At 74.6% G+C, this 24,056-nt stretch carries 16 protein-coding genes and 5 pseudogenes; 14 read left to right on the top strand and 7 right to left on the bottom strand.

All coding sequences use genetic code 11. From position 1 onward, the window contains the following. Positions 1-613: 613 nt before the first annotated feature. From L6E17_RS11380 to L6E17_RS31430, 3 genes and pseudogenes are all read left to right on the top strand, one after another. The gene (locus L6E17_RS11380; RefSeq protein WP_308315866.1) at positions 614-1,351 is read left to right on the top strand and encodes a ComEA family DNA-binding protein; all 738 of its coding nucleotides are present in this window, start codon (positions 614-616) and stop codon (positions 1,349-1,351) included. Between the two features lie 402 nt (positions 1,352-1,753). Next, entirely contained in the window at positions 1,754-3,106 is a 1,353-nt protein-coding gene (locus L6E17_RS31435) for a ComEC/Rec2 family competence protein (RefSeq protein ID WP_374109038.1), read from the top strand. 176 nt (positions 3,107-3,282) lie between these two features. Further along, positions 3,283-3,747 (top strand): annotated as a pseudogene (locus tag L6E17_RS31430) (ComEC/Rec2 family competence protein); the annotation flags it as partial. Positions 3,748-4,042: 295 nt separating this feature from the next. Here the strand turns inward: L6E17_RS31430 and L6E17_RS11370 are convergent. Continuing rightward, the gene (locus tag L6E17_RS11370) at positions 4,043-4,510 is read right to left on the bottom strand and encodes a pyridoxamine 5'-phosphate oxidase family protein (RefSeq protein WP_236240652.1); all 468 of its coding nucleotides are present in this window, start codon (positions 4,508-4,510) and stop codon (positions 4,043-4,045) included. 406 nt (positions 4,511-4,916) lie between these two features. On the opposite strand from L6E17_RS11370, the gene L6E17_RS11365 reads away from it, so the two are divergent. Together L6E17_RS11365 and holA are read left to right on the top strand one after the other, a co-directional pair. Then, positions 4,917-5,144 carry a hypothetical protein gene (locus tag L6E17_RS11365; protein ID WP_236240888.1) on the top strand — a complete coding sequence of 76 codons (228 nt, stop codon included), beginning with the start codon at positions 4,917-4,919 and terminating at the stop codon, positions 5,142-5,144. A 65-nt stretch (positions 5,145-5,209) separates the two neighbouring features. Continuing rightward, positions 5,210-6,192 (top strand): annotated as a pseudogene (holA, locus tag L6E17_RS11360) (DNA polymerase III subunit delta). Positions 6,193-6,628: 436 nt separating this feature from the next. On the opposite strand, the gene rpsT reads toward holA, so the two are convergent. Then, positions 6,629-6,895: a 30S ribosomal protein S20 gene (rpsT, locus tag L6E17_RS11355; protein WP_236240651.1), complete on the bottom strand. Its 267-nt coding sequence runs from the start codon at positions 6,893-6,895 to the stop codon at positions 6,629-6,631. Positions 6,896-7,121: 226 nt separating this feature from the next. Here rpsT and lepA point away from each other — a divergent pair, with 226 nt between their 5' ends. From lepA to hemW, 3 genes are all read left to right on the top strand, one after another. Further along, a complete protein-coding gene (gene lepA, locus L6E17_RS11350) occupies positions 7,122-8,990 on the top strand; it encodes a translation elongation factor 4 (protein ID WP_236240650.1) in 1,869 nt (622 codons plus the stop codon). A 342-nt stretch (positions 8,991-9,332) separates the two neighbouring features. Further along, positions 9,333-11,222: a long-chain fatty acid--CoA ligase gene (locus L6E17_RS11345; protein ID WP_236240649.1), complete on the top strand. Its 1,890-nt coding sequence runs from the start codon at positions 9,333-9,335 to the stop codon at positions 11,220-11,222. A 636-nt stretch (positions 11,223-11,858) separates the two neighbouring features. Next, complete coding sequence (gene hemW / locus L6E17_RS11340) at positions 11,859-13,091, top strand: radical SAM family heme chaperone HemW (RefSeq protein ID WP_236240648.1); 1,233 nt, start codon at positions 11,859-11,861, stop codon at positions 13,089-13,091. Positions 13,092-13,110: 19 nt separating this feature from the next. Here the strand turns inward: hemW and L6E17_RS11335 are convergent, their stop codons facing one another. The 3 genes and pseudogenes from L6E17_RS11335 to L6E17_RS11325 all read right to left on the bottom strand — a co-directional run bounded on the left by L6E17_RS11335 (position 13,111) and on the right by L6E17_RS11325 (position 15,680). Continuing rightward, entirely contained in the window at positions 13,111-13,995 is an 885-nt protein-coding gene (locus tag L6E17_RS11335; RefSeq protein WP_236238908.1) for an IS982 family transposase, read from the bottom strand. A 206-nt stretch (positions 13,996-14,201) separates the two neighbouring features. Further along, positions 14,202-15,011, bottom strand: coding sequence for a DUF3097 domain-containing protein (locus tag L6E17_RS11330; RefSeq protein WP_236240647.1), 810 nt, complete (start codon positions 15,009-15,011; stop codon positions 14,202-14,204). A 28-nt stretch (positions 15,012-15,039) separates the two neighbouring features. After that, positions 15,040-15,680: pseudogene (locus L6E17_RS11325) on the bottom strand (MBL fold metallo-hydrolase). Positions 15,681-15,971: 291 nt separating this feature from the next. Here L6E17_RS11325 and hrcA point away from each other — a divergent pair. From hrcA to L6E17_RS11295, 6 genes and pseudogenes are all read left to right on the top strand, one after another. Beyond that, positions 15,972-16,988 carry a heat-inducible transcriptional repressor HrcA gene (gene hrcA, locus L6E17_RS11320; protein WP_236240887.1) on the top strand — a complete coding sequence of 339 codons (1,017 nt, stop codon included), beginning with the start codon at positions 15,972-15,974 and terminating at the stop codon, positions 16,986-16,988. Then, positions 16,989-18,131 (top strand): molecular chaperone DnaJ, encoded by a 1,143-nt coding sequence (dnaJ, locus tag L6E17_RS11315; RefSeq protein ID WP_236240646.1) that lies wholly within the window; start codon positions 16,989-16,991, stop codon positions 18,129-18,131. A gap of 135 nt (positions 18,132-18,266) precedes the next feature. After that, positions 18,267-19,396, top strand: a pseudogene (locus L6E17_RS11310) (nitronate monooxygenase). Then, a complete protein-coding gene (locus tag L6E17_RS11305; protein WP_236240645.1) occupies positions 19,393-20,136 on the top strand; it encodes a 16S rRNA (uracil(1498)-N(3))-methyltransferase in 744 nt (247 codons plus the stop codon). Before L6E17_RS11310 ends, L6E17_RS11305 begins: the two are co-directional and overlap by 4 nt. 84 nt (positions 20,137-20,220) lie before the next feature. Beyond that, on the top strand, positions 20,221-20,580 hold the full coding sequence (locus tag L6E17_RS11300) for a histidine triad nucleotide-binding protein (protein WP_236240644.1): 360 nt from the start codon (positions 20,221-20,223) through the stop codon (positions 20,578-20,580). A gap of 5 nt (positions 20,581-20,585) precedes the next feature. Continuing rightward, positions 20,586-21,491 (top strand): ribonuclease Z, encoded by a 906-nt coding sequence (locus tag L6E17_RS11295; RefSeq protein WP_236240643.1) that lies wholly within the window; start codon positions 20,586-20,588, stop codon positions 21,489-21,491. Positions 21,492-21,599: 108 nt separating this feature from the next. Here the strand turns inward: L6E17_RS11295 and L6E17_RS11290 are convergent. After that, a pseudogene (locus L6E17_RS11290) lies at positions 21,600-22,534 on the bottom strand (polyprenyl synthetase family protein). A gap of 321 nt (positions 22,535-22,855) precedes the next feature. After that, positions 22,856-24,019 (bottom strand): tetratricopeptide repeat protein, encoded by a 1,164-nt coding sequence (locus L6E17_RS11285; protein ID WP_236240642.1) that lies wholly within the window; start codon positions 24,017-24,019, stop codon positions 22,856-22,858. Between the last annotated feature and the right edge of the window lie 37 nt (positions 24,020-24,056).

Genomic DNA, 24,056 nt, shown 5'->3' with positions numbered 1-24,056 from the left:
CACGGACTCCTCCGCGGCCGCGGCTGCACTTCGGTCGCGAGCCGACGCCCTGCTGGCCGGGAACGCCCCGCCGTTTGCCGCCTCCCCAGAGCCGCCGTATGCCGCTTCGCCGGAGCCGCTGCCTGCCGCCTGCCCAGAGCCGCCGGTCGGCGGTCCGTCCGCCCCGGGGTCCGCTGTTGCTGCCGGTGCGGCAGCGGGCGTCTCTGCTGGGCCGCTGACCGGCGTCTGCGGTGGGCCATCGTTCTGTGCCTCCTGTGCCTCGTCTGCCTCCTGTGCCCCCGCCGAGCCGCTGCGCGGTGCCTCCGCGGCGCCGCTGTCGGCTGGGCCGGCGTCCGCTGTCCCTGCCGGTGCACCGACGGCCGCCTCGGGTTCGTCGCTGTCCGCTGCCTCAGCCGGGCCGCTGTCCGCCGTCTCGGGTTCGCCGCCGTCCGCTGCCTTCGCGGAGCCGCACCCCACTGCCGCCATCGCCCAGCCGTCCGCACCCCCGGCCGGTCTCCGGACGAGCCCGCCCAGTAGCCGCGAGGCCCCGCTCTCGGCGAACCCCGCCGAGGCGGCGGCATCCGCCGAGGAGGCCCCGGCCCCGCTGGGACGGCGGGAGCGGTGGCGGCTGGCCGTGCGGGAACGGCTGCCGCTGTGGCTGTGGGGCCGGTGCGGCATGGAACGCAGGACACTGGCTGCGCTCGCGGTCGTCCTCCTGCTGGGCGTCGTGCTCGCGGGGAGGTACTTCCTGGCCGGACGCCCGGAGGTGGTGCGCGCCCCGGATGTCGTGGGCCACGCTCGGCCCGCCGGCGCAGAGCCGCCTGCGGTGGCCGCCGCGGCGCCGGGGGCATCGGCCGACGGCCCCACCGCCCCGGTGGAAGCACGGCAGGCGGGCACCGCGCGCCCCGACCGGCAGGCATCGGGGTCGCCGCCGCCGGTGGTCGTCGTCGATGTGAGCGGCAAAGTGCTGCGCCCCGGCGTGCTGCGGCTGCCGCTCGGGTCGCGGGTGGTGGACGCGCTCCGCGCGGCGGGCGGTGTCCGACCGGGTGCGGACGTGACCGCCCTCAACCGGGCACGGGTACTCGTCGACGGCGAGCACGTGGTGGTGGGCGTCCCGGGCGTCGTCCCGGCTCCCGCGGCAGCAGCGCTCTCCGTGCCCGCGGCGGGCCCCGCCGCTACGGGACCGGTCAGCCTGAGCACCGCCACCGCCGAGCAGCTCGACACCCTTCCGGGAGTCGGCCCCGTCCTGGCCCGGCAGATCATCGACCACCGCACCCGCAACGGCGGCTTCCGGTCGGTGGAGGAACTGCGGGACGTGCGGGGCATCGGCGCACGACGGTTCGCCGATCTGCGGCCGTTGGTGCGGCCGTGACAGGCTCGGCTGAGGCTCCCCCGGCGGCGGCCCCGGGAGGCGCGTCGCCCGGGTGTACCGCCGGATCGGGGACGGACCCGCCGAGGCGCTCGCCACCCGAAGCCGGCACCCTGTCCGCCACGGTCGGGACGGGCACCGGGGAGGCGGCTGCGGCTGACAGCGCGACCGCGAGCGGACTGCCGCCCGGCGCCGGGCACGCCCCGGACGGCCACCGCTTGGGGAACCTGCCGCACCGGAAGGACGAAACCGTCGACCTGCGGCTCGTCGGGCCGGCCCTCGCGGCCTGGGGCGCGGCCGCATGGGCGGTCGCCGCCCCCGGCGGCGCCACGGCCCTGGCCGTCGCCCTCTGCGGCGCGGCGGCGGCGGCCTTGCTCCTTCCCGGGTGGGGAGAGGCACCCGTCGATGGCGGACCACCGCCGTGGCCGCGGCCGGAGTGCTGCTCGGCGCGGCGGCGGCGCGGCCTCGGCCGGCCTGCACGGCGCCGACACCCGGCGCGGCCCCGTGCCCGAGCTGGCGGGGAAGGACGCGCGGGTCACCGCCGAAGTCGCCGTCTCCTCGGACCCGCGGCCGAGTGTTCCCGCAGTCCGCGGTGGCCGCGCCGCTCCGGCGTCCGTCATCGTGAACGCCGTGGTGACCCGGGTGACCGCCCCGGACGGAACGGTGACCCGGGTCAGGACCCCTGTCCTGCTCATCACCCAGCTCGGGGACGGCGGACGCCAGGGGAAGGAGTGGCTGCGGCTGCTGCCGTCGACGCGGCTGCGGCAGCACGGCCGGCTGGCTCCGCCCAGAGGCGCAGGTGAGCCCTTCGCCGCCGTGCTGTACGCCGACCCGGGACCACCGCGGATCACCGGCCGGCCGAATGCCCTGCAGCGCACGGCGGGAAGCCTGCGGGCGGGGTTGCGGGCGGCGACCGACGGGCTGCCCCCCGACGCCCGCGCCCTGCTGCCCGGCCTGGTCGTCGGCGACACCTCGCGCATTCCCGAGGACCTGCGGGCCGCGTTCGAAGCGACGGACCTGACGCATCTCCTGGCAGTGTCGGGTTCCAACCTCTCCATCGTGCTCCTGCTGCTCATCGGTCCGGCGGGGACGGCGGGGAGAGCGGAGCGGGGCGGGCTGGCGCCCCGGCTCGGGTTGTCGCTGCGTGTGACGGCGGTGGCGGGCGGGGCGCTCACCCTCGCGTTCGTGGTGGTGTGCCGACCCGAGCCGAGCGTGCTGCGGGCCGCCGCATGCGGACTGGTCACGCTGCTCGCCATCGGCACGGGCCGCCGCAGATCCCTGCTGCCCGCGCTGGCGGCCGCCGTGCTGCTGCTGGTGCTGTACGAGCCGTGGCTCGCGCGGAGTTACGGATTCCTGCTCTCGGTGCTGGCGACGGGGGCCCTGCTCACCATCGCTCCGCGCTGGAGTGCCCGGCTTCAGGCCCGCAGGGTGCCGCCGCGGATCGCGGAGGCGCTCGCCGCGGCGGCCGCAGCGCAGGCGGTGTGCGCTCCGGTGGTGGCCGTGTTCGCGGAGAGTGTCAGCCTGGTGGCGGTTCCGTGCAACCTGCTCGCCGAATTCGCGGTGGCTCCCGCCACGGTGCTCGGGTTCGCCACGCTGGCGGCGGCACCCGCGTCTCTCCAGGTGGCTCGGATCCTGGCCGAGTGCGCCGCGTGGCCCGCGGGGTGGGTGGCCTCCGTGGCGCGCGCCGGCGCGGCGCTGCCCGGGGCGACAGCGGACTGGCCGGGGGCTGGCAGGGCGGGCTGCTGCTGGCCGGCGTGACCGTGCTGCTCCTGGCGCTGGCACGGCGGGCTTCGCACCGCCCGTGGGCGCTGCTGGGCTGTGCGGCCCTCCTGGTGGCGGCTGTTCTGCGGCCGGCACCGCTGACCAGGCTCGTGACCGGGTGGCCGCCACCGGGGTGGGTGCTCGTGCTGTGCGACGTGGGTCAAGGGGACGCCATGGCTCTCGCCGCGGGCGACGGCGCCGCCGTCGTCGTTGACGCGGGCCCCGATCCGGAGGCAGCGGACAGGTGCCTGCGCGAACTGGGGGTCAGCCGGGTGCCGCTTGTGCTGCTCACGCACTTCCACGCCGACCACGTCGCGGGGCTGCCCGGCGTGCTCCGCGGCAGGGACGTCGGTGCCGTCCAGACCACGGCGCTGCTGGAGCCTTCTGCCCAGGCGGAGTTCGTCCACCGGACGGCTGCCGCGGCCCGTGTGCCCGTCGTACGCGCCGTTCCCGGGGAGCGCCGCAGGACGGGGCCGCTCGACTGGCGGGTGCTGTGGCCGCCCGGCGGCCCGGACATGGGAGGTGCCGATCCCGAGGAACCGAACGACGCCAGCGTGGCCCTCCACGTACGGGCGGCAGGCGGGGTGAGCCTGCTGCTCCTGGGCGACCTCGAACCCCCGGCGCAGCGCGGGCTGCTGCGGGCGCATCCCGCTCTGCCCCGCGTGGACGTGCTGAAGGTCGCCCACCATGGCTCCGCCCATCAGGAGCCCGCACTGCTGAGGCAGGTCGGGCCGCGGCTCGCGCTGGTGTCGGCAGGGCGCGGCAATCCGTACGGCCACCCGTCGCCGCGTACCCTCGCCGACCTGCGGGAAGCCGGCGCGGCGGTACTGCGCACGGACCGGGACGGCGCGGTCGCCGTGACCGGTGCCGGGCCAGACCTCCGCGCGGTGGCCCGTGGCCGCGGACGCAGGCGCCCGCCCGGAGGCGTGGCGTTCACACCAGCCAGACACCGTCGCGCATCAGCAGCCGCCCGGCCAGTTCGTTCTCCTCGCGCCAGGCCCTCACCGTCCGCAGCGCCACACGGAGGTAGATCCACGGTTCCCGGTCGCGGGGGTCCCACCCGAGCTTGGCCGCGAACGCGTCCGCCGCCGCCGTGTCCAGTTCGCGGCCTTCGACGACCTCCGCGTCGCCGTCCAGCAGCACCACGTCCCGGGTATGGCCGAGACTCAGCCGGACCCGGCCGCGCGGGGTGAGGTTGCGGGCCGTGGGCGTGGTGCGCCGGGTGCTCATCAGCAGCGTCTCGTCGTGCCACAGGAACGACAGGGGGGTGAGGAAGGGTTCGCCGGCGGAGGAGGAGGTCGCCACCCACACGTCGTCGTCGTGCTCCAACCGGTGCAGGACGTCCCGCCTGCGCTGATCACGGCTGCGGGCGGCGGGGAAGTACGGCGCGTCACTGATCATGATCACGACGCTAGCGGTCCTGTGCCCGGCAGCGCCTCGGGCCGCGGACCCAGGTCTTCGGACCCAGGTCTTCGGTCCCAGGCCTTCGGACCCAAACCCTCGGACTCAGGCCCCGCCTCGCCAGGCCCCGCTCCTCCACCCTTGCGTCGCCAGGCCCTGCGTCGCCAGGCCCCGCTTCTCCACCCCTGCCTCACCAGCCGCAGCCCCCAGCCCGGTCCCCGTCCCGCCGGGCTCCCGTCGAAGGCGGCTTGCTGCACCGGGCCCGCGGACCCAGGTCGTGTGGGGCGCTGGTGCCGGCGGCGGCCTGCCGCAGCCTGTACCTGCGCGTCCGTTCGACACGAGGGGGTCTCACAATGGTGCCGTGAACGATGAGTACGACGACAGGGACGCCGCGGAGCTGCGGCACGTGCTGGTCCTGCCGGACCGCGACGCGGCCGAGGAGGTGGCCGAAGCGCTGGTCGAACGCTACGCACTCGACGAGGAACCGCAGCTGGTGAGGGACGCCCTGGCCGGTGAGGACGACGCCGAGGACGCCCAGTGGCTCGTCGTCGTCGAGGACCCGGACAGCCGGCTCGTCCCCGGGGAACTGCACGACTTCGTCGCCGAGTGGGACGGCTGGCGCGAGGCGGAGTAGCCGGTGCGGCCTGCCCGTCGGCGGCTCGCGGCCGGGTGTCGGTGGGGCGTGCGATGCTGGGGGCGATGGCCAGCAAGAAGACGACAGACGATCCCCTCGCGCCCGTCACGCTCGCGGTGGGACAGGAGGACCTGCTCCTGGACCGCGCCGTGCAGCAGGTGGTGGCGGCGGCCCGCGCCGCGGACGCCGACACCGACGTACGGGACCTCACCGCCGACCAGCTCCAGCCCGGCACGCTCGCGGAGCTGACGAGCCCCTCGCTGTTCGCCGAGCGCAAGGTGCTGGTCGTGCGCAACGCCCAGGACCTGTCCGCGGACACGGTCAAGGACGTCAAGGCGTATCTCGCTGCGCCCGTGGAGGACATCACCCTGGTGCTGCTGCATCCCGGCGGCGCAAAGGGCAAGGGCCTGCTGGACGCGGCACGCAAGGCGGGGGCCCGTGAGGTCGCGTGCCCCAAGACCACCAAGCCGGGGAGCGGCTGACGTTCGTGCGGCAGGAGTTCCGCACGCTCGGCAGGTCGGCGACCCCCGAGGCGTGCCAGGCCCTGGTCGACTCGGTCGGCAGCGACCTGAGGGAGCTGGCCTCCGCGGTGGCCCAGCTCACCGCGGACGTGGACGGCACCATCGACGAGGCCGTCGTCGGCCGGTACTACACGGGCCGCGCCGAGGCGTCCAGCTTCAACGTCGCGGACCGCGCCGTCGAGGGCCGCGCCGCGGAGGCGCTGGAGGCGTTGCGCTGGTCGCTCGCGACCGGCGTGGCACCCGTGATGATCACCAGTGCGCTCGCCCAGGGCGTGCGAGCCATCGGGAAGCTGTCGTCGGCCCGCGGCGGCCGCCCTGCCGACCTGGCCCGCGAGCTGGGGATGCCCCCGTGGAAGATCGACCGCGTACGGCAGCAGATGCGCGGCTGGACACCCGACGGGGTCGCCGCGGCACTGCGGGCCGTCGCGGAGGCGGACGCGGGAGTCAAGGGCGGTGGCGACGATCCGGAGTACGCGCTGGAGAAGGCCGTCGTCGCCATCGCCCGCGCGGCGCGCTCCCGCCGCTGAGCCTGCCGGGCGCACCACCTTGCGCCCCTGGCGCCCCGCTCCCTCGCCGCCCGGGCCCGGCTCGTGGGCGCGACCGCCCCGACGCCTCCTCGCGGACGCGCGGCCCGGCCCCGTACGGCGGCGTCGCAGCAGCCACCCGCGGACGTGAGCGACGGACAGCAAGAACGGTCCCGGCGGACTCAGGGGTTTCCGGCATGCCGAAGGCCCCGGGGCCGTCCTGGGGAAGGAGCGGCCTCGGGGCCTTCGGTTCACGATGCTGAGCCCGTACCCGCGTGGCGAACGCAGGCCGCGTACGGGCTCGGGGTGCCGGTCGGGAGCGTGGTAGAGAGGGCCCGCTGGACCCCGTCCGGCGATCAAGTCGTCCGGTCGGTCACCCCGGGGCGTCGGCCCGTGGGGTGGGCGCCGGTTCCGGGGTCGCCCCCGGAGGGTTCAGTGCTCAGCCCTTGAGGGAGGCAGCCTGGGAAGCGATCGCCGACTTCTTGTTGGCGGCCTGGTTCTTGTGGATGACACCCTTGGAGACGGCCTTGTCGAGCTTGCGGGCGGCCTCGCGAGCGGCCACGGTGGCCTTCTCGACGTCGCCGGAAGCAGCAGCCTCACGGGCCTTGCGGAGCGCGGTCTTGAGCGACGACTTGACGGCCTTGTTACGCAGGCGCGCCTTCTCGTTCGTCTTGATCCGCTTCATCTGGGACTTGATGTTCGCCACGAAAGAGCCTTTTCAGGTTCGTAAGGATTCTTCGATCACGCCCCGTACCGAAAGGGGGCACGAGACACAGCTACCTAAGCTACCAGCAGCCCTCATGGCGGCCCAAACCGTGTGCCGGTCCCCGTCCGTGGGACCATGGAACCCATCATCGACCCGACGTAGACCCGAGTAGACCGAGCAGAGACCCCGGCGAGCCTGCCAGGCGTCTCGAGAATCAGGACCCTGCGTGCCCGCGACCCCTAGCCACGTGCCCGAGCCGAGCCGTACCGACCCGGCGCTGATCCGCAACTTCTGCATCATCGCGCACATCGACCACGGCAAGTCGACTCTCGCCGACCGGATGCTCCAGCTCACCGGTGTGGTCGAGCAGCGGCAGATGCGCGCTCAGTACCTCGACCGCATGGACATCGAGCGCGAGCGCGGCATCACGATCAAGTCCCAGGCCGTCCGTCTTCCCTGGGCGCCCACCGAGGGCGAGCACCAGGGGAAGACCCACATCCTCAACATGATCGACACCCCGGGCCACGTGGACTTCACGTACGAGGTGTCGCGTTCGCTCGCCGCGTGCGAGGGCACGATCCTGCTGGTCGACGCCGCGCAGGGCATCGAGGCCCAGACCCTCGCCAACCTCTACCTGGCGATGGAGAACGACCTCACGATCATCCCGGTCCTCAACAAGATCGACCTTCCGGCAGCGCAGCCGGAGAAGTTCGCGGAGGAGCTCGCGAACCTCGTGGGCTGCGACCCGGAGAACGTGCTGCGCGTCTCCGCCAAGACCGGCCTCAACGTCGACGCGGTGCTCAACCGGGTCGTGCGGGAGGTCCCGGCCCCGGTCGGTGTCGCGGACGCCCCCGCGCGCGCGATGATCTTCGACTCCGTGTACGACTCCTACCGCGGCGTCGTGACGTACGTCCGGGTCGTCGACGGCCAGCTCAACAAGCGCGAGCGCATCCGGATGATGTCGACCGGCGCCACCCACGAGCTGCTGGAGATCGGCACCAACTCCCCCGAGATGCTCGCCGCCGACGGCCTCGGCGTCGGCGAGGTGGGCTACCTGATCACCGGTGTGAAGGACGTCCGCCAGTCCAAGGTCGGTGACACCATCACCAGCCAGTCGAAGGGCGCCACGGAGGCGCTCGGCGGCTACAAGGACCCCAAGCCGATGGTGTTCTCCGGCCTCTACCCGCTCGACGGCTCCGACTACCCGGAGCTGCGCGACGCGCTCGACAAGCTGCAGCTCAACGACGCGGCGCTGGTCTACGAGCCGGAGACCTCCGCGGCTCTCGGCTTCGGCTTCCGCGTGGGCTTCCTCGGCCTGCTGCACCTCGATGTGATCCGGGAGCGCCTGGAGCGCGAGTTCGGCCTCGACCTGATCGCCACCGCCCCGAACGTGGTCTACCGCGTCGTCATGGAGGACGGCGAGGAGCACATCGTCACCAACCCGAGCGAGTTCCCCGAGGGCAAGATCAGCGAGGTGTACGAGCCGGTCGTGCGCGCCACGATCCTCGCGCCCTCCGAGTTCATCGGCTCGATCATGGAGCTCTGCCAGAACCGCCGGGGCACCCTCCTCGGCATGGACTACCTCTCCGAGGACCGCGTCGAGATCCGCTACACGCTGCCCCTCGCCGAGATCGTCTTCGACTTCTTCGACCAGCTGAAGTCCAAGACCCGCGGTTACGCCTCGCTGGACTACGAGCCCACCGGCGAGCAGAGCAGCTCCCTCGTCAAGGTCGACATCCTGCTGCACGGCGACAAGGTGGACGCGTTCTCCGCGATCACCCACAAGGACCAGGCGTACGCGTACGGCGTGCGGCTCGTGGCCAAGCTCAAGGAGCTCATCCCGCGGCAGGCGTTCGAGGTGCCCGTGCAGGCGGCGATCGGTTCGCGGGTCATCGCCCGCGAGACCATCCGCGCCATCCGCAAGGACGTCCTCGCCAAGTGCTACGGCGGTGACATCTCCCGTAAGCGCAAGCTGCTGGAGAAGCAGAAGGAAGGCAAGAAGCGGATGAAGATGGTCGGCTCGGTGGAGGTCCCGCAGGATGCCTTCATCGCGGTGCTGTCCAGCGACGAGTCCGCGGGCAAGGGCAAGAAGTAGCGGTACGGCCGCCCCGGCATCGGCCGCGCCCCGTGGGCGCGGCCGACCGGGAGCAGGGCTGTACCGACCGGTAGGGACCGGAGGCGCTCGTTCGGATGGCGGACGGGCGCTTCCGTCTTTTCACCGCCGCGCCACACTCGTTATGAACCGGGTATGAACCAGGCGTCCACAGACCCTTACGTGGCGGGGCGCAGCGCTCTAACCTGATCCCGCTCGCGGTTACTCGCGAGTTAAACAGCCGGTCGAACAGTACGCCGACAGCACGACAGCGCGTGGTGCGGAGCCAGAGCCGCCGCCCCCGCCCCAGTCAGCGGTCCTGCCCCAGGCCCACCGGAGGACGCCGTGAGCGACACCCAGACCCAGATCGAGAACCGGCCGCCCTCCGTGGCGACCCTCTTCCTTGAGCGCGTGGCGCGGACCCCGGACGCGGAAGCCTTCCGCTACCCGGTGCCGGACCCGTCCGGCCAGGGCCCCGACGCCTGGAAGTCGCTCAGCTGGGGCCAGGCCGCCGACCGCGTCTACGCCCTCGCCGCCGGCCTCGTGGACCTCGGCGTCCGGCCCGAGGAGCGCGTGGCCCTCGCCTCCGGCACCCGCGTGGAGTGGATCCTCAGCGACCTCGCCATCATGTGCGCGGGCGCCGCCACGACCACCGTCTACCCGCAGACGAACGCCGAGGAGTCGGCGTTCATCCTCTCCGACTCCGAGAGCCGCGTCCTCATCGCCGAGGACGCCGCCCAGCTCGCCAAGGCCCGCGAGCGCCGCGCCGACCTGCCGGACCTCCACCACGTCGTGGTGATCGACGCGGCCGACGCCGCACCCGCCGAGGGCGACCCGGAGGGCTGGGTCGTCAGCCTCGACGAGCTGGAGCGCCGCGGCAAGGCGTACCTGGAGAAGCGCCCCGACGCGGTGAAGGAGCGGGTCGCCGCGATCAGCTCCGACCAGCTCGCCACCCTCATCTACACCTCCGGCACCACCGGCCGCCCCAAGGGTGTGCGCCTCCCGCACGACAACTGGTCGTACATGGCCAAGGCCATCGCCGCGACCGGGCTCGTCCGCGAGGACGACGTGCAGTACCTGTGGCTGCCCCTCGCCCACGTCTTCGGCAAGGTGCTGCTCTCCGGGCAGATCGAAGTCGGCCATGTCACGGCCGTCGACGGCCGCATCGACAAGATCATCGAAAACCTGCCGGTGGTCCAGCCGACCTACATGGCGGCCGTCCCGCGCATCTTCGAGAAGGTGTACAACGGCGTCGCCGCCAAGGCCCGCGCCGGCGGCCCCGCCAAGTACAAGATCTTCCAGTGGGCCGCGGGGGTCGCCCGCGAGTACGCCAAGGCCAGCCAGGACAGCTACCGCCGCACCGGCAAGGCATCGGCGCCGTTCGCCCTCACCGCCAAGCACAAGGTCGCCGACGCCCTCGTCTACTCCAAGCTGCGCCAGGCGTTCGGCGGGCGGCTGCGCGCCGCCATCTCCGGCTCGGTCGCGCTGGCGCCGGAGATCGGGTACTTCTTCTCCGGAGCCGGCATCCACATCCTGGAGGGCTACGGCCTCACGGAGTCCAGTGCCGCCAGCTTCGTCAACCCGGGTGAGGCGTACCGCACCGGCACCGTCGGCAAGCCGCTGCCCGGCTGCGAGGTCCGCATCGCCGACGACGGCGAGGTGCTGCTGCGCGGCCCCGGCATCATGCAGGGCTACCACAAGCTGCCGGAGAAGACCGCGGAGGTGCTGGAGCCGGACGGCTGGTTCCACACCGGTGACATCGGCGAGCTGTCAGCCGACGGCTACCTCAGGATCACCGACCGCAAGAAGGACCTGTTCAAGACGTCCGGCGGCAAGTACATCGCGCCGACCGAGATCGAGGGCTCGTTCAAGGCGGTCTGCCCCTTCGTGTCCAACATCGTCGTCCTCGGCGCCGACCGGAACTACTGCACCGCCCTCATCGCGCTCGACGAGGCCGCGCTGACGGGCTGGGCCACTGAGCACGGCCTCGGCGGCAGGCCGTACGCCGAGCTCGTGGCGACGCAGCAGGTGAAGGACATGGTGCAGGGGTACGTGGACCGGCTCAACGCGAACCTGCAGCGCTGGCAGACGATCAAGAAGTTCCGGCTGCTGCCGCGCGACCTCGACGTCGAGCACGGCGAGCTCACCCCCAGCCTGAAGCTGAAGCGCCCGGTCGTCGAGCGGGAGTACAAGGCCCTGATCGAGGAGATGTACGAGGGCGCCCGCGAGGCCTGAACCCCGGCGGGGCGGGGGCGCGGGGGCGGCTCCCGGGTGCCGGGGCGTGCCCCGGGCACCCGGAGCAGCTCGCGCGCCGTGCGGGCCCCCAACCCCGCACGCCCCCGTGTCGGCCACCGCCACCCGCAGCCGCGCCCGTGTCGGCCCCCACGGCCCACCCCGCCCCCGTGTCGGCCACCGCCACCCGCCGCCCCCGCCTGCCCCGTTCTGCCTGGGGTGTGCGCGCCCGCGGGCAGGCCCGACGACATCCGGCTGCCCTTCCCGTGGCTCGGGCAACCGGCCCGGCACGCCTGCCTGCCTGCCCCCGAGGGGTGGTCCGTCCAGGCCCTGCGGCCGGGGGCGCACGGCCCGCCGGTCGCAGCCCCTGCGGGCCGCACCGGGCCAACGCCCCGGGGTACCGCGCTGAGCGCTGCCCCGACCCCGCCCACGCCCCGGCCTGCGGCGGGGGTGCCCCGGCGCCCGGGACGCGGGGCCTGACGGCGTGCTCCGGGCCCGCCGCCCGATCGCGCCGGGGTGACGGCCGCCCACGCCGGCCTGCGGCGGGGATGCCCCGGCCCCCGCCCCCGGGACGCGGGGCCTGGCGGCGTGCTCCGGGTCCGCCGCCCGCTTCCGGCGGGGTGACGGACAATGGACCCCATGCCTTCCGTACTGCCCGACGGCGAGCCCGTGCCCGAGGACGGGTCACTGCCCCCGTCGGCCCTCCACGGGGCCGCCCAGCGGCCCCTCGGGTTCTACCTGCACGTGCCGTACTGCGCGACCCGCTGCGGCTACTGCGACTTCAACACCTACACCGCCACCGAGCTGCGCGGCTCCGGCGGTGTCCTCGCCTCCCGCGACAACTACGCGGCGACCCTGGCCGACGAGGTCCGGCTCGCCCGCAAGGTCCTGGGCGACGACCCCAGGCCCGTGCGGACCGTCTTCGTCGGCGGCGGCACGCCGACCCTGCTCGACGCCGCCGACCTCGTACGGATGCTCACCGCCGTCCGGGACGAGTTCGGGCTCGCCGACGACGCCGAGGTCACCACCGAGGCCAACCCCGACTCCGTCGACCCGGCCTACCTCGCCGCGCTCCGCGAGGGCGGATTCAACCGGATCTCCTTCGGCATGCAGTCGGCCCGCCCGCACGTGCTGCAGGTGCTCGACCGGACCCACACCCCCGGCCGCCCCGAAGCCTGCGTCGCCGAGGCCCGCGCCGCCGGGTTCGACCACGTCAACCTCGACCTGATCTACGGAACCCCCGGTGAGAGTGACGACGACTGGCGCGCCTCCCTGGACGCCGCCATCGGCGCCGGCCCCGACCACGTCTCCGCGTACGCCCTCATCGTCGAGGAAGGCACCCGGCTCGCCCACCGCATCCGGCGCGGCGAGGTCCCGATGACCGACGACGACGTGCACGCGGACCGGTACCTGATCGCCGAGTCCGCCCTCACCGCTGCCGGCTTCCAGTGGTACGAGGTGTCGAACTGGGCCACCAGCGAGGCGGGGCGCTGCCTGCACAACGAGCTGTACTGGCGCGGCGCCGACTGGTGGGGCGCGGGCCCGGGAGCCCACAGCCACGTCGGCGGGGTCCGCTGGTGGAACGTGAAGCACCCCGGCGCCTACGCCGCCGCCCTCGCCGGGGGCCGCTCGCCCGGCGCTGGGCGGGAGCTGCTGTCCGACGAGGACCGCCGCGTGGAGCGCATCCTGCTGGAGCTGCGCCTGCGGGAAGGCTGCGAGCTGACCCTGCTGAAGCCCGCGGGGCAGGCCGCCGCCGAGCGCGCCGTACGGGACGGACTCCTCGATCCGGGTCCGTACGCGGAGGGACGCGCGGTCCTGACCCTGCGCGGCCGCCTGCTGGCGGACGCGGTGGTCCGCGACCTGGTCGACTAGATGAATGAGTCCGATGTCTTCAGTGGTCGTAGGCGATCAGTGATCGCTTGACGGGGGCGTTGGTGGCCCAGTTGTGCCAGATGCCGGCGGCGAGGGCGAGGAGTCGTTGGCCGGTGCGGGCGAAGACTCCGGCCGGGGTTCTGCCGCCGTGCTGTTCGAGGCTGAGCTGGCCCTTGAGGGTGTCGATGACGGCTTCGATCCACTGCCGGACCCGGGCGATCTTTCCGTGCCGGGCCGGTTCGTCCTCGCGGTCCGGCCGCACCAGATGAACCCCGAGCCGCTCGGAGCAGAACGCTTCGAACTCCTTCCCGGCGAAGCCCTTGTCGGCGAGGATCACCTGTCCTTGGCGGACGAGGTGGTGGTCGCGTTCGAGTAGCGCGGCCATCACCTCCCGTTCGCCGATCTTGGGGTTGGCCAGGCACCAGGTGACGGGCATGCCTTCGGCGGTGGTGACCAGGTAGAGGCGGAAGCCCCAGAAGAAGCGGGAGTGGCTGCGGCAGTAGCCGTACCCGCAGTGTCCGGCCAGGTCGGAGCGTTTGACGGTCTCGCGGGAGGCCGCGCAGGGCAGCGGGGTGGAGTCGATCAGCCGCAGGTCGTCGTTCCAGGTCGGCACCTGCCGGGCCAGTGCCTCGATCACGCGGCTGATCAGGGGGCCTGCGGCGTTGAGGCGCTTGTTGTAGGCGGACTGCTGGGGCAGGTAGCGGAACAGGTGGCCGAGGCGGGCGTGGGCGAAGCGGATCCAGTGCCGGGCCGAGGGAAAACCGAGCAGGACCTGGGCGACCGCCAGGCACAGCAGTTCGGCGTCCGTCAGTTTCGGGGGTCGCCCGATCCGGCGACAAGGCGCCACATGGTCGTCGATGAACACGTACAGTGCCGCCAGAAGGGCGTCCAGGTTTGTCTTCACACACTGACCAACGGGCGCCCTTCGCCATGGTCGCGACCAGCACGAACATCGGACTCATTCATCTAGCCGGTACCGCCGACCAGCCGGTACCGCCGACCAGCCGGTACCGCCGAAGCGGTCGGCCGCGGCCCCGCCCCGCGGCGGCGGCCGTGCCCCACAAGCCCCGGACCCCCGCCGCCCCGGCGGGGTGCCGCTCGGGGACAGGGTCAGGCCGGGCTCGTCACCCAGTCGATCAGGTGCTCCACCCGGCCCAGCAGCTCGGGCTCCAGGTCCTTGTACGAGTGGACCGCGGCCAGGATCCGCCGCCACGCCGCACCGGTGTCCCCGGCGGGCCAGCCCAGGGCCCGGCACACGCCGGTCTTCCAGTCCTGGCCGCGCGGCACCGTCGGCCAGGCCGGGATGCCCAGCGCGGACGGCTTCACCGCCTGCCACACGTCCACGTACGGATGGCCCACCACCAGGACGTGCGGGTCCGTGACGGACGCCGCGATCCGCGACTCCTTCGAACCCGGCACCAGATGGTCGACCAGCACCCCCAGCCGGGCGTCCGGGCCCGGACGGAAGTCCCGCACGACCGCCGGCAGGTCGTCGACGCCCTCCAGGTACTCGACGACCACGCCCTCGACGCGCAGGTCGTCGCCCCACACCTTCTCGACCAGCTCGGCGTCGTGGCGGCCCTCCACGTAGATCCGCCCCGCCCGGGCCACCCGCGCCCGCGCACCCGGCACGGCGACCGACCCCGAGGCGGTGCGGGACGGGCGCGCGGGCACCGCGCCCCGGGGCCGTACGAGGGTGACGGTGCGGCCCTCCAGCAGGAAGCCGCGCGGCACCAGCGGGAACACCCGGTGCTTGCCGAACCGGTCCTCCAGCGTCACCGCGCCCGCCTCGCACCGGACGACCGCCCCGCAGAAGCCCGTCGCCACCTCCTCCACCACCAGGTCGGGCTCCGCGGGCACCTCCGGCGCGGGGGCCTGCTTCTTCCACGGCGGGGTCAGATCGGGGTCGTACTGGCGCATGCCGCCGACGGTACGGCACCGTGATCCGTCACCGCACGCCGAACCTCCGCGCCAGCGCGTCGCGTTGGGCGCGGACGAACGCCGCGTCCACCACCGCCCCGTGCCCCGGCACGTACAGCGCGTCCTCGCCGCCCAGCTGCAGCAGCCGGTCCAGGGCCGCCGGCCAGCAGGACGGCACCGCGTCAGGGCCGGCCTGCGGCTCGTCCGACTCCTCCACGAGGTCGCCGCAGAACACCACCTCGGGCGGCCCCCGCCGGGCGCGGGCACCAGCAGGGCCAGGTCGTGGCCCGTGTGGCCGGGGCCCGCGTTCGCCAGCAGCACCTGCCGGCCGCCCAGGTCGAGGGTCCACTCGCCGCTCACCACGTGGTGCGGGTGCACGAGGACGTCCACGGCCTCGCCCGCCTCGTCCGGCGCCACCCCGTGCCGGACCGCGTCCGCCCGCAGCGCCTCCCGGTCCCGCCGCAGCAGCTCCGCCATCCCGACCGCGCCGAACACCTGCGCCCCGGCGAAGGCCGCCGCGCCCAGCACATGGTCGAAGTGGGCATGGCTCAGTGCGATGTGCGTCACGCGGCGCCCCGCCCCCAGCAGACCCTGGGCCTGTGCACGCAGCTCCGCGCCCTCACGCAGCGTGGCGCCCGCGTCGAACAGCAGGGCCGCGGTGCCGCCCACGACGAGCCCGGCCGTGGCGTCCCACCCGGGCAGCCGCCGCCTGCCCACGCCCTCCGCCAGCCGCTCCCATCCGAACTCTTCCCAACCGACGTCCATACGGCGACGCTATCCGCATCGCCCCCGACCGGCGCGCGGGGTGTGACGCGGTGGGTGACCGCCGCCCTTGCCACGCCATGACCTCGGCGCCGTACACTGGCGCGGGGATGACTGGCACTCGGACACGGTGAGTGCCAACAGATGCCGCGGCAGCTTGTCAGCAGTGAGATCCCGAGCCAACTGGAGGTGCGCGCCGTGCTGAGTGAACGCAGACTCGAGGTCCTGCGCGCCATCGTCCAGGACTACGTGGGCACCGAGGAGCCCGTCGGCTCCAAGGCGCTCACCGAGCGGCACAAGCTGGGCGTCTCACCGGCCACCGTGCGCAACGACATGGCGGTGCTGGAGGAGGAGGGCTTCATCGCCCAGCCCCACACCAGCGCCGGGCGCATCCCCACGGACAAGGGCTACCGCCTCTTCGTCGACCGGCTCGCCGGGGTCAAGCCGCTGTCGCCGCCGGAGCGCCGCGCCATCCAGAACTTCCTGGACGGCGCGGTCGACCTGGACGACGTGGTGCACCGCACGGTCCGGCTCCTCGCCCAGCTGACCCGCCAGGTCGCGGTCGTGCAGTACCCGTCGCTGACGCGTTCGACCGTCCGGCACGTGGAGCTGCTGTCGCTGGCCCCGGCGCGGCTGATGCTGGTGCTGATCACGGACACCGGGCGGGTGGAGCAGCGCATGGTCGACTGCCCCGCCCCGATCGGCGAGACGTCCGTGGCCGACCTGCGGGCCCGGCTGAACAGCCGGGTCGTCGGGCGGCGCTTCACGGACGTGCCGGAGCTGGTGCAGGATCTCCCGGAGTCCTTCGAGTCGGAGGACCGGGCGACGGTCTCCCTGGTGCTGGCGACCCTGCTGGAGACGCTGGTCGAGGAGACCGAGGAGCGGCTGGTGATCGGCGGGACCGCCAACCTCACCCGCTTCGGACACGACTTCCCGCTCACCATCCGGCCCGTACTGGAGGCGCTGGAGGAGCAGGTGGTGCTGCTCCGGCTGCTCGGTGAGGCGACGGACCCGAAGATGACCGTCCGCATCGGGCACGAGAACGCCCACGAAGGGCTGAACTCCACGTCCGTCGTCGCGGTCGGCTACGGTTCGGGCGACGAGGCGGTGGCGAAACTCGGCGTGGTCGGACCGACCCGCATGGACTACCCCGGAACGATGGGAGCGGTACGCGCAGTGGCACGTTACGTCGGACAGATCCTGGCGGAGTCGTAAGTGGCCACGGACTACTACGCCGTACTCGGCGTGCGCCGCGACGCGTCCCAGGACGAGATCAAGAAGGCCTTCCGGAGGCTCGCCCGCGAGCTGCACCCGGACGTGAACCCCGATCCGAAGACGCAGGAGCGGTTCAAGGAGATCAACGCCGCCTACGAGGTGCTGTCGGACCCGCAGAAGAAGCAGGTCTACGACCTCGGCGGCGACCCGCTGTCCTCCTCGGGCGGCGGCCCCGGCGGTGCGGGCGGTTTCGGAGCCGGCGGCTTCGGCAACTTCTCCGACATCATGGACGCGTTCTTCGGCACGGCCACGCAGCGCGGCCCGCGGTCGCGGACCCGGCGCGGCCAGGACGCCATGATCCGCCTGGAGGTCGAGCTCGACGAGGCGGCCTTCGGCACGACGAAGGACATCCAGGTCGACACGGCCGTGGTGTGCACCACGTGCTCCGGCGAGGGCGCCGCGCCCGGGACGACGGCGCAGACCTGCGACATGTGCCGCGGCCGCGGTGAGGTGTCCCAGGTCACCCGGTCCTTCCTGGGCCAGGTCATGACGTCCCGGCCGTGCCCGCAGTGCCAGGGCTTCGGCACGGTCGTCCCGACGCCGTGCCCCGAGTGCGCGGGCGACGGGCGGGTGCGGTCCCGCCGCACGCTGACCGTGAAGATCCCCGCCGGTGTCGACAACGGCACCCGCATCCAGCTCGCAGGCGAGGGCGAGGTCGGCCCGGGCGGCGGCCCGGCGGGCGACCTGTACGTGGAGATCCACGAACTGCCGCACCCCGTCTTCCAGCGGCGCGGGGACGACCTGCACTGCACGGTGACCATCCCGATGACCGCGGGCGCCCTCGGCACGAAGGTGCCGCTGGAGACCCTGGACGGCATGGAGGAGGTCGACATCCGTCCCGGCACGCAGTCGGGGCAGTCGATCCCGCTGCACGGGCGCGGCGTCACGCACCTGCGGGGCGGCGGGCGCGGCGACCTCGTCGTGCACGTCGAGGTGCAGACCCCGACGAAGCTCGACCCGGAGCAGGAGCGGCTGCTGCGGGAGCTGGCGAAGCTGCGGGGCGAGGAGCGGCCCACAGGGCAGTTCGCGCCCGGGCAGCAGGGCCTGTTCTCCCGGCTGAAGGACGCGTTCAACGGCCGTTAGTCCGCCCCCGGCGCGGCCGGCCCCCGCAGCGGGAGCCGACCGCGCCGGGACACGGGCGGCCCGCCCCGCCGGTGATCGCGGGGCGGCGCACGACGGGCCGCGCGGGCGGCCGGAGGGGCGTGGCACGATGCCTGCATGTCGTCCGTGCTGAATGGGCTGTGGCGGGTGCCGATCGTGCAGGCCCCCATGGCCGGGGGTGCCTCGTGTCCCGGGCTCGCCGCCGCCGTGGCGGAGGCCGGCGGGCTCGGCTTCCTGGCCGGCGGGTACAAGACCGCCGACGGCCTGTACCAGGAACTCAAACAGGTACGCGCGCTCACCGGCCGGCCCTTCGGCGTCAACCTGTTCCTCCCGCAGGGCCGGTGCCCCGGCGAGGAGGGCGGCCCGACCGGACCGGCCGGCGCCCCGCCGCCCGTCGCGCCGGCGGCCCTCGACCTGTACCGCCAGCAGATCGCCGGCGAGGCCACCTGGTACGACACGCCCCTCGGCGACCCCGACGACAGCGGGCGTGACGACGGCTACGACGCGAAGGTGGCCATCCTGCTCGACGAGCCCGTGCCCGTCGTGTCCTTCACCTTCGGCTGCCCGGAACCGAAGGTGCTGGAGTCCTTCGCCCGCGTCGGCACCCGCACCGTCGTCACCGTCACCACCGCCGCGGAGGCCGTCGCCGCCGAGCGCGCGGGCGCCGACGCCCTGTGCGTGCAGGGCATCGAGGCGGGCGGCCACCAGGGCAGCCACCGGGACGACCCCCAGATCCCGCCCGGCGCCCGCGGCGCGGCCTGCTCGCGCTGCTCGCCTGCGTACGGGAGGCCGTGCGGCTGCCGCTGATCGCGGCCGGCGGCATCATGCGGGGCGGCCAGATCGCCGCCGTGCTGGCGGCCGGCGCGGAGGCCGCGCAGCTCGGCACTGCCTTCCTGGCGTGCCCGGAGTCCGGGGCGCACCCGCTCCACAAGCGGGCCCTCACGGACCCGGTGTTCACCCACACGGAGCTGACCCGCGCGTTCTCCGGGCGCCCGGCGCGCAGCCTCGTCAACCGCTTCCTGCGGGAGCACGGCCCCTACGCCCCGGCCGCGTACCCCGAGGTGCACCACATGACCAGCGGCCTGCGCAAGGCCGCGGCCGCCGCCGGGGACCCGCAGGGCATGGCCCTGTGGGCCGGGCAGGGCCACCGGCTGGCCCGCGACCTGCCGGCCGGGCGGCTCGTCCACGTACTGAACGCGGAACTCCGGTCGGCCGGCTCCGCGCCGATCCAGAGAGGCATGCCATGACCGCCCCCGTCTTCGTCGTCGAGGACCTGACCGGCGCCGCCCCGGGCGCCACCACCGCCCTGGACGGCGCGGAGGGCCGCCACGCCGTGTCCGTGCGCCGGCTCCGCGTCGGCGAGGACATCGTGCTGACCGACGGCGCGGGCCGCGGCGTCTTCGGCACCGTCGCCTCCGTCGAGGGCAGGGACCGGCTCGACGTCGCCGTCGCGGAGGTGCGGGACGAGCCCGTGCCCGCCCCCCGCATCACGGTCGTGCAGGCCCTGCCCAAGGGCGACCGCGGCGAGCTGGCCGTGGAGACCATGACGGAGACCGGGGTCGACGCGGTCGTGCCGTGGGCGGCGTCGCGCTGCATCACCCAGTGGAAGGGCGACCGGGGGCTGAAGGCGCTCGGGAAATGGCGCGCCACCGCCCGCGAGGCCGGCAAGCAGTCCCGCAGGCTCCGCTTCCCCGAGGTCGCCGACGCCGCCACCACCCGGCAGGTGGCCGCCCTCCTCGCCGCCGCCGACTTCGCGGCCGTCCTCCACGAGGAGGGCGCCGCACCGCTCGCCACCGCCGAACTGCCCGCCGAGGGGCACATCGTGCTCGTCGTGGGCCCCGAGGGCGGGGTGTCGCCCGACGAGCTGGCGGCCTTCGCCGAGGCCGGGGCCAAGCCGTACCGCCTGGGCCGCAGCGTGCTGCGGACCTCCACCGCCGGCACCGCCGCCACCGCGCTGCTGCTGGGCCGCACGGGACGCTGGTCCTGACCGGCGCCCTCCGCGGGGCCGGCGGGGGACGCGGCGGATAGGGTACGGACGTACCCGTCCGCCGAGCCGAGAGAGGCTGCCCGCATGGCCGGAGAGCCGCAGAGCGACTGCCTGTTCTGCAAGATTGTGGCGAAGGAGGTGCCCGCGACGATCGTCCGGGAGACCGACACGGCCCTCGCCTTCCGCGACATCAACCCGCAGGCGCCCACCCACGTGCTGATCATCCCCAAGGCGCACCACCCCGACGCGGCCGCGCTCGCCGCCGCCGAGCCCGCCGTCGCCGCGGACGTGCTGCGCATGGCGGGCGAGGTGGCCGCCGACGAGAAGACCGACGGCACCGGCTACCGCATCGTCTTCAACACCGGCACGGGCGCCGGGCAGACCGTGTTCCACGTCCACGCCCACGTCCTGGGCGGCCGCGGCCTCGCCTGGCCCCCCGGATAGACACCGTGTCCGTCCGCGAACTCGTCGTGCTGGGCACCGCGTCGCAGGTGCCCACCCGGCACCGCAACCACAACGGCTACCTGCTCCGCTGGGACGGCGAGGGCCTCCTCTTCGACCCGGGCGAGGGCACCCAGCGCCAGATGCTGCGGGCCGGGGTCGCCGCGCACGACCTCCACCGCATCTGCATCACGCACTTCCACGGCGACCACTCGCTCGGGGTCGCCGGGGTGATCCAGCGCATCAACCTGGACCAGGTCCCGCACCCGGTGGCCGCCCACTACCCGGCCGGCGGGCAGCGGTTCTTCGAACGGCTGCGGTACGCCACGGCCTACCGCGAACGCGCCCGCATCGAGGAGCAGCCGGTCACCGCGGACGGGGTCGTCGCCGCCACGCCCGCGTACACCCTGGAGGCGCGGAAGCTGTCCCACCCCGTGGAGTCCTTCGGGTACCGGCTCACCGAGCCGGACGGGCGGCGCATGCTGCCGGAGAGGCTCGCGGCGCTCGGCATCACGGGCCCCGACGTCGGCCGCATCCAGCGGGAGGGCGAACTGCGCGGCGTCCGCCTCGACGAGGTCAGCGAACCACGGCGCGGGCAGCGGTTCGCCTTCGTCATGGACACCCGGCTGTGCGACGGCGTCCACGCCCTCGCCGAGGGCTGCGACATGCTGGTCATCGAGTCCACGTTCCTCAACGAGGACGAGTCGCTGGCCGTCGAGCACGGCCACCTGACGGCAGGTCAGGCCGCGGCGGCGGCGCGGGACGCGGGGGTGCGGCACCTGGTCCTCACCCACTTCTCGCAGCGCTACCACGACCCGTCCCTCTTCGAGGCCCAGGCCCGCGCCGCCGGGTTCACCGGGGAACTGACCGTGGCCCACGACCTCGTGCGCGTGCCCCTCCCCAAGCGCCCCTGACCGCTCCCGGACCCGGTCCTCCACCACCGGGTCCGGCCGCCGTCGTCAGGCCCTCCCGGCACCATCGCGTCCGGTGCCGGGCGGCCCGTCATCCGGCCCCTGCGGGCCTCACCGCGCCCGGTCCGCGAGGACGGCCAGCAGCGCCTCCAGGTCCCGCACCGCGCCCGGGGCGAGCGGCGCCTGCCGCAGGCAGCCGCGGGCGGCGTCCAGGCCGCGCCGCGCCTCCGCCAGGGCCGCGGCACGGCCGCCGGCCTCCTCCACCAGCGCCGCGGCCCGCGCGACCTCCCCGGCCTCCCCGGCGTCCGGTGACTCCAGCAGCGCCGCGAGCTCCCGTGACGCGCGCCCCCGGCGGCCAGCGCCGCGAGGACGGGGAACGTCTTCTTCCGCTGCCGCAGGTCCCCGTGCACCGGCTTCCCGGTCACCGCCGGGTCGCCCCAGACGCCCAGCAGGTCGTCGACGGCCTGGAACGCCACCCCCAGGTGCCGCCCCGCCCGGTCCAGCGCGGCCACCGCCCCGTCCGGCGCCCCGGACAGCTGCGCGCCCAGCGCCGCCGCGCAGCCCAGCAGGGCGCCGGTCTTGTGCTCCGCCATGGACCGGTAGGCCCCCGGCCGCACCGCGCCGGGCCCCGTCCACGGACGCCGCTCGAAGCACAGGTCCTCCGACTGGCCCCGCACCAGCGCGGCCAGCGCGTCGCACAGGCGCCGCACGGCCGCCCCGGTGTGCGGGCCCGGCACCTCGGCGAGGACCTGCACGGCGAGCGCGAACAACGCGTCACCGGCGAGCACGGCCGGCCCGGTCCCGTACGCCTTCCACACCGTCTCGCGCTGCCGCCGCACGGCGTCGCCGTCCATGATGTCGTCGTGCAGCAGCGAGAAGGCGTGCACCAGCTCCACGGCGACCGCCCCGGGAACGGCGGCCGAGCCGTCCGCCCCGGCCGCCTCCGCCCCCAGCACGGCGAGCGCCTGCCGCAGCCCCTTCCCCTCGGAGGCCCCCGGCGCGGGACTGCCGCCCGTGTCCCGCCAGCCCATCGCGTACGCCGCCATCTCCCCGGTGTACGGGTCCAGCCGCCGTACCGCGTCCGCCAGCGCGGGCCGCACCCGGGCGCGGCACCGCCGCAGCACCCCGGCCGCCCGCGCGGCGTCCCCGCGGGCCCGGCTGCGTCCGCGGCGCCGTGCGACTGCGCAGCCCCCGCCGGGGCGCCTCCGGCGTCGGACGGGTCCGCCAAGGCGCCCCCCACCGCGCGCGGAGCCGCACCCGGAGCCGCACCGCCGCCCGACGCCTCCTGAGCCCCCGGCGCCCCCGGAGTCCCTGGAGCCCCCGGGCAGCGGAGGGCGCCGCTGCCGCCGGGTACGCCGTCGCCCGGTTCATCGCGCCCCCTCCGCTCCGCCGGCCGTCGACAGCGCCGCCACCTCGACCGCCGCCAGGGTGCCGGCGGCGGCATCCGGCCGCCGGGACGGCACGGGCGCCGGCAGCGGCCCCACCTCCAGTTCCGCCGCCGCCTTCGCCGCCATGTCCCGGGCGTGGTGCAGACCGATCCGGTCCAGCTCGTCCCGCAGCGCGGCGAGCTCCGCGGCCGTCTCCGCCGCCGACCGGCCCAGCCGGGCCCGCGCCTTCACCAGGCCCAGCCGGGACAGGGCCGTGCCCCGCGGCTCCTCCATGGCGCGGAACTCCTCCAGCGCCCTGGCGTACAGCTCCTCCGCCTCCGCGTGCCGGCCCGCCCGGTACAGCACGTTGCCGCGCATCTTGTGGTTGTACGCCAGCGCGCTCGACAGCCGCATCGCGCGGCACGTCTCCTCCGCCTCCGACAGCAGCGCCAGCGCCCGCTCCACATCGCCGTCCCGCACCGACACCACGTCCGCGATGCCGCGCAGCGCCCAGGCCCGGCCCCGGTGGTCGTCGGCCCGCAGGGCCGTCTCCGCCGCCTCCTCGAAGAGCTCCAGCGCCTTGTCGTACGCCCCCGTGTTCCGGTGCATCTGCGCGATGCCCTCCAGCGCCCACACCGTGTGCCGGGCCTCGCCCCGCCGGCGGGCCTCCGCCAGCAGCTGCTCGTGCAGCTCGCCCACCGCCTCGTAGTCCCCCTGGATGCGGCCCGTCTCGGCGAGCCCGGCCAGCGAGTAGCCCCGCACGACGACGTCCCCGCCCCGCTCGCCCAGCTCCGCGGCCAGCCGCAGCAGCCGGTACGCCAGCCGCAGCGCGCCCCGCTGCCGGGCGAGCGTGCCGCCGCTCCACAGCGCCCACGCCCTCGCCGCCGTGTCACCGGCCTCGCGGGCCGCCCGGAAGCTGGCCTTCCACGCCCGGTCCGCCTCCGCGACCCGCCCCAGCCTGCGCTGCGCCTCGGCCACCGCCAGCCCGCACCGCGCGGTCTCCCGCAGGTCGCCGGCCTCCTCGGCCGCCCGCAGCTCCGCCACGGCCTTCGCCAGGACGTCCTCCAGCGACGCGTTCACCGACATCGACCCCACGGCGCCCTGGTACTCGGGCGCGAACGCCTTGCCCCGCGCACCCGACCGCTCCATCTGACCTGCCGTCATACCAGCCTTCCCTCAGTCGACTTGATGACCAAGACGG

The sequence above is a fragment of the Streptomyces sp. CC228A genome, from assembly GCF_021390935.1.
Classification (GTDB): Bacteria; Actinomycetota; Actinomycetes; order Streptomycetales; family Streptomycetaceae; genus Streptomyces.
This window is presented reverse-complemented; position numbering and strand designations above follow the sequence as displayed.

Coding starts and splice junctions, on each gene's coding strand:
- L6E17_RS31435 (WP_374109038.1), top strand. CDS start 1,754: ATGGCGGACCACCGCCGTGGCCGCGGCCGGAGTGCTGCTCGGCGCGGC.
- L6E17_RS11370 (WP_236240652.1), bottom strand. CDS start 4,510: ATGATCAGTGACGCGCCGTACTTCCCCGCCGCCCGCAGCCGTGATCAG.
- hemW (WP_236240648.1), top strand. CDS start 11,859: ATGCCTTCCGTACTGCCCGACGGCGAGCCCGTGCCCGAGGACGGGTCA.
- L6E17_RS11330 (WP_236240647.1), bottom strand. CDS start 15,011: ATGCGCCAGTACGACCCCGATCTGACCCCGCCGTGGAAGAAGCAGGCC.
- L6E17_RS11305 (WP_236240645.1), top strand. CDS start 19,393: ATGACCGCCCCCGTCTTCGTCGTCGAGGACCTGACCGGCGCCGCCCCG.
- L6E17_RS11300 (WP_236240644.1), top strand. CDS start 20,221: ATGGCCGGAGAGCCGCAGAGCGACTGCCTGTTCTGCAAGATTGTGGCG.
- L6E17_RS11285 (WP_236240642.1), bottom strand. CDS start 24,019: ATGACGGCAGGTCAGATGGAGCGGTCGGGTGCGCGGGGCAAGGCGTTC.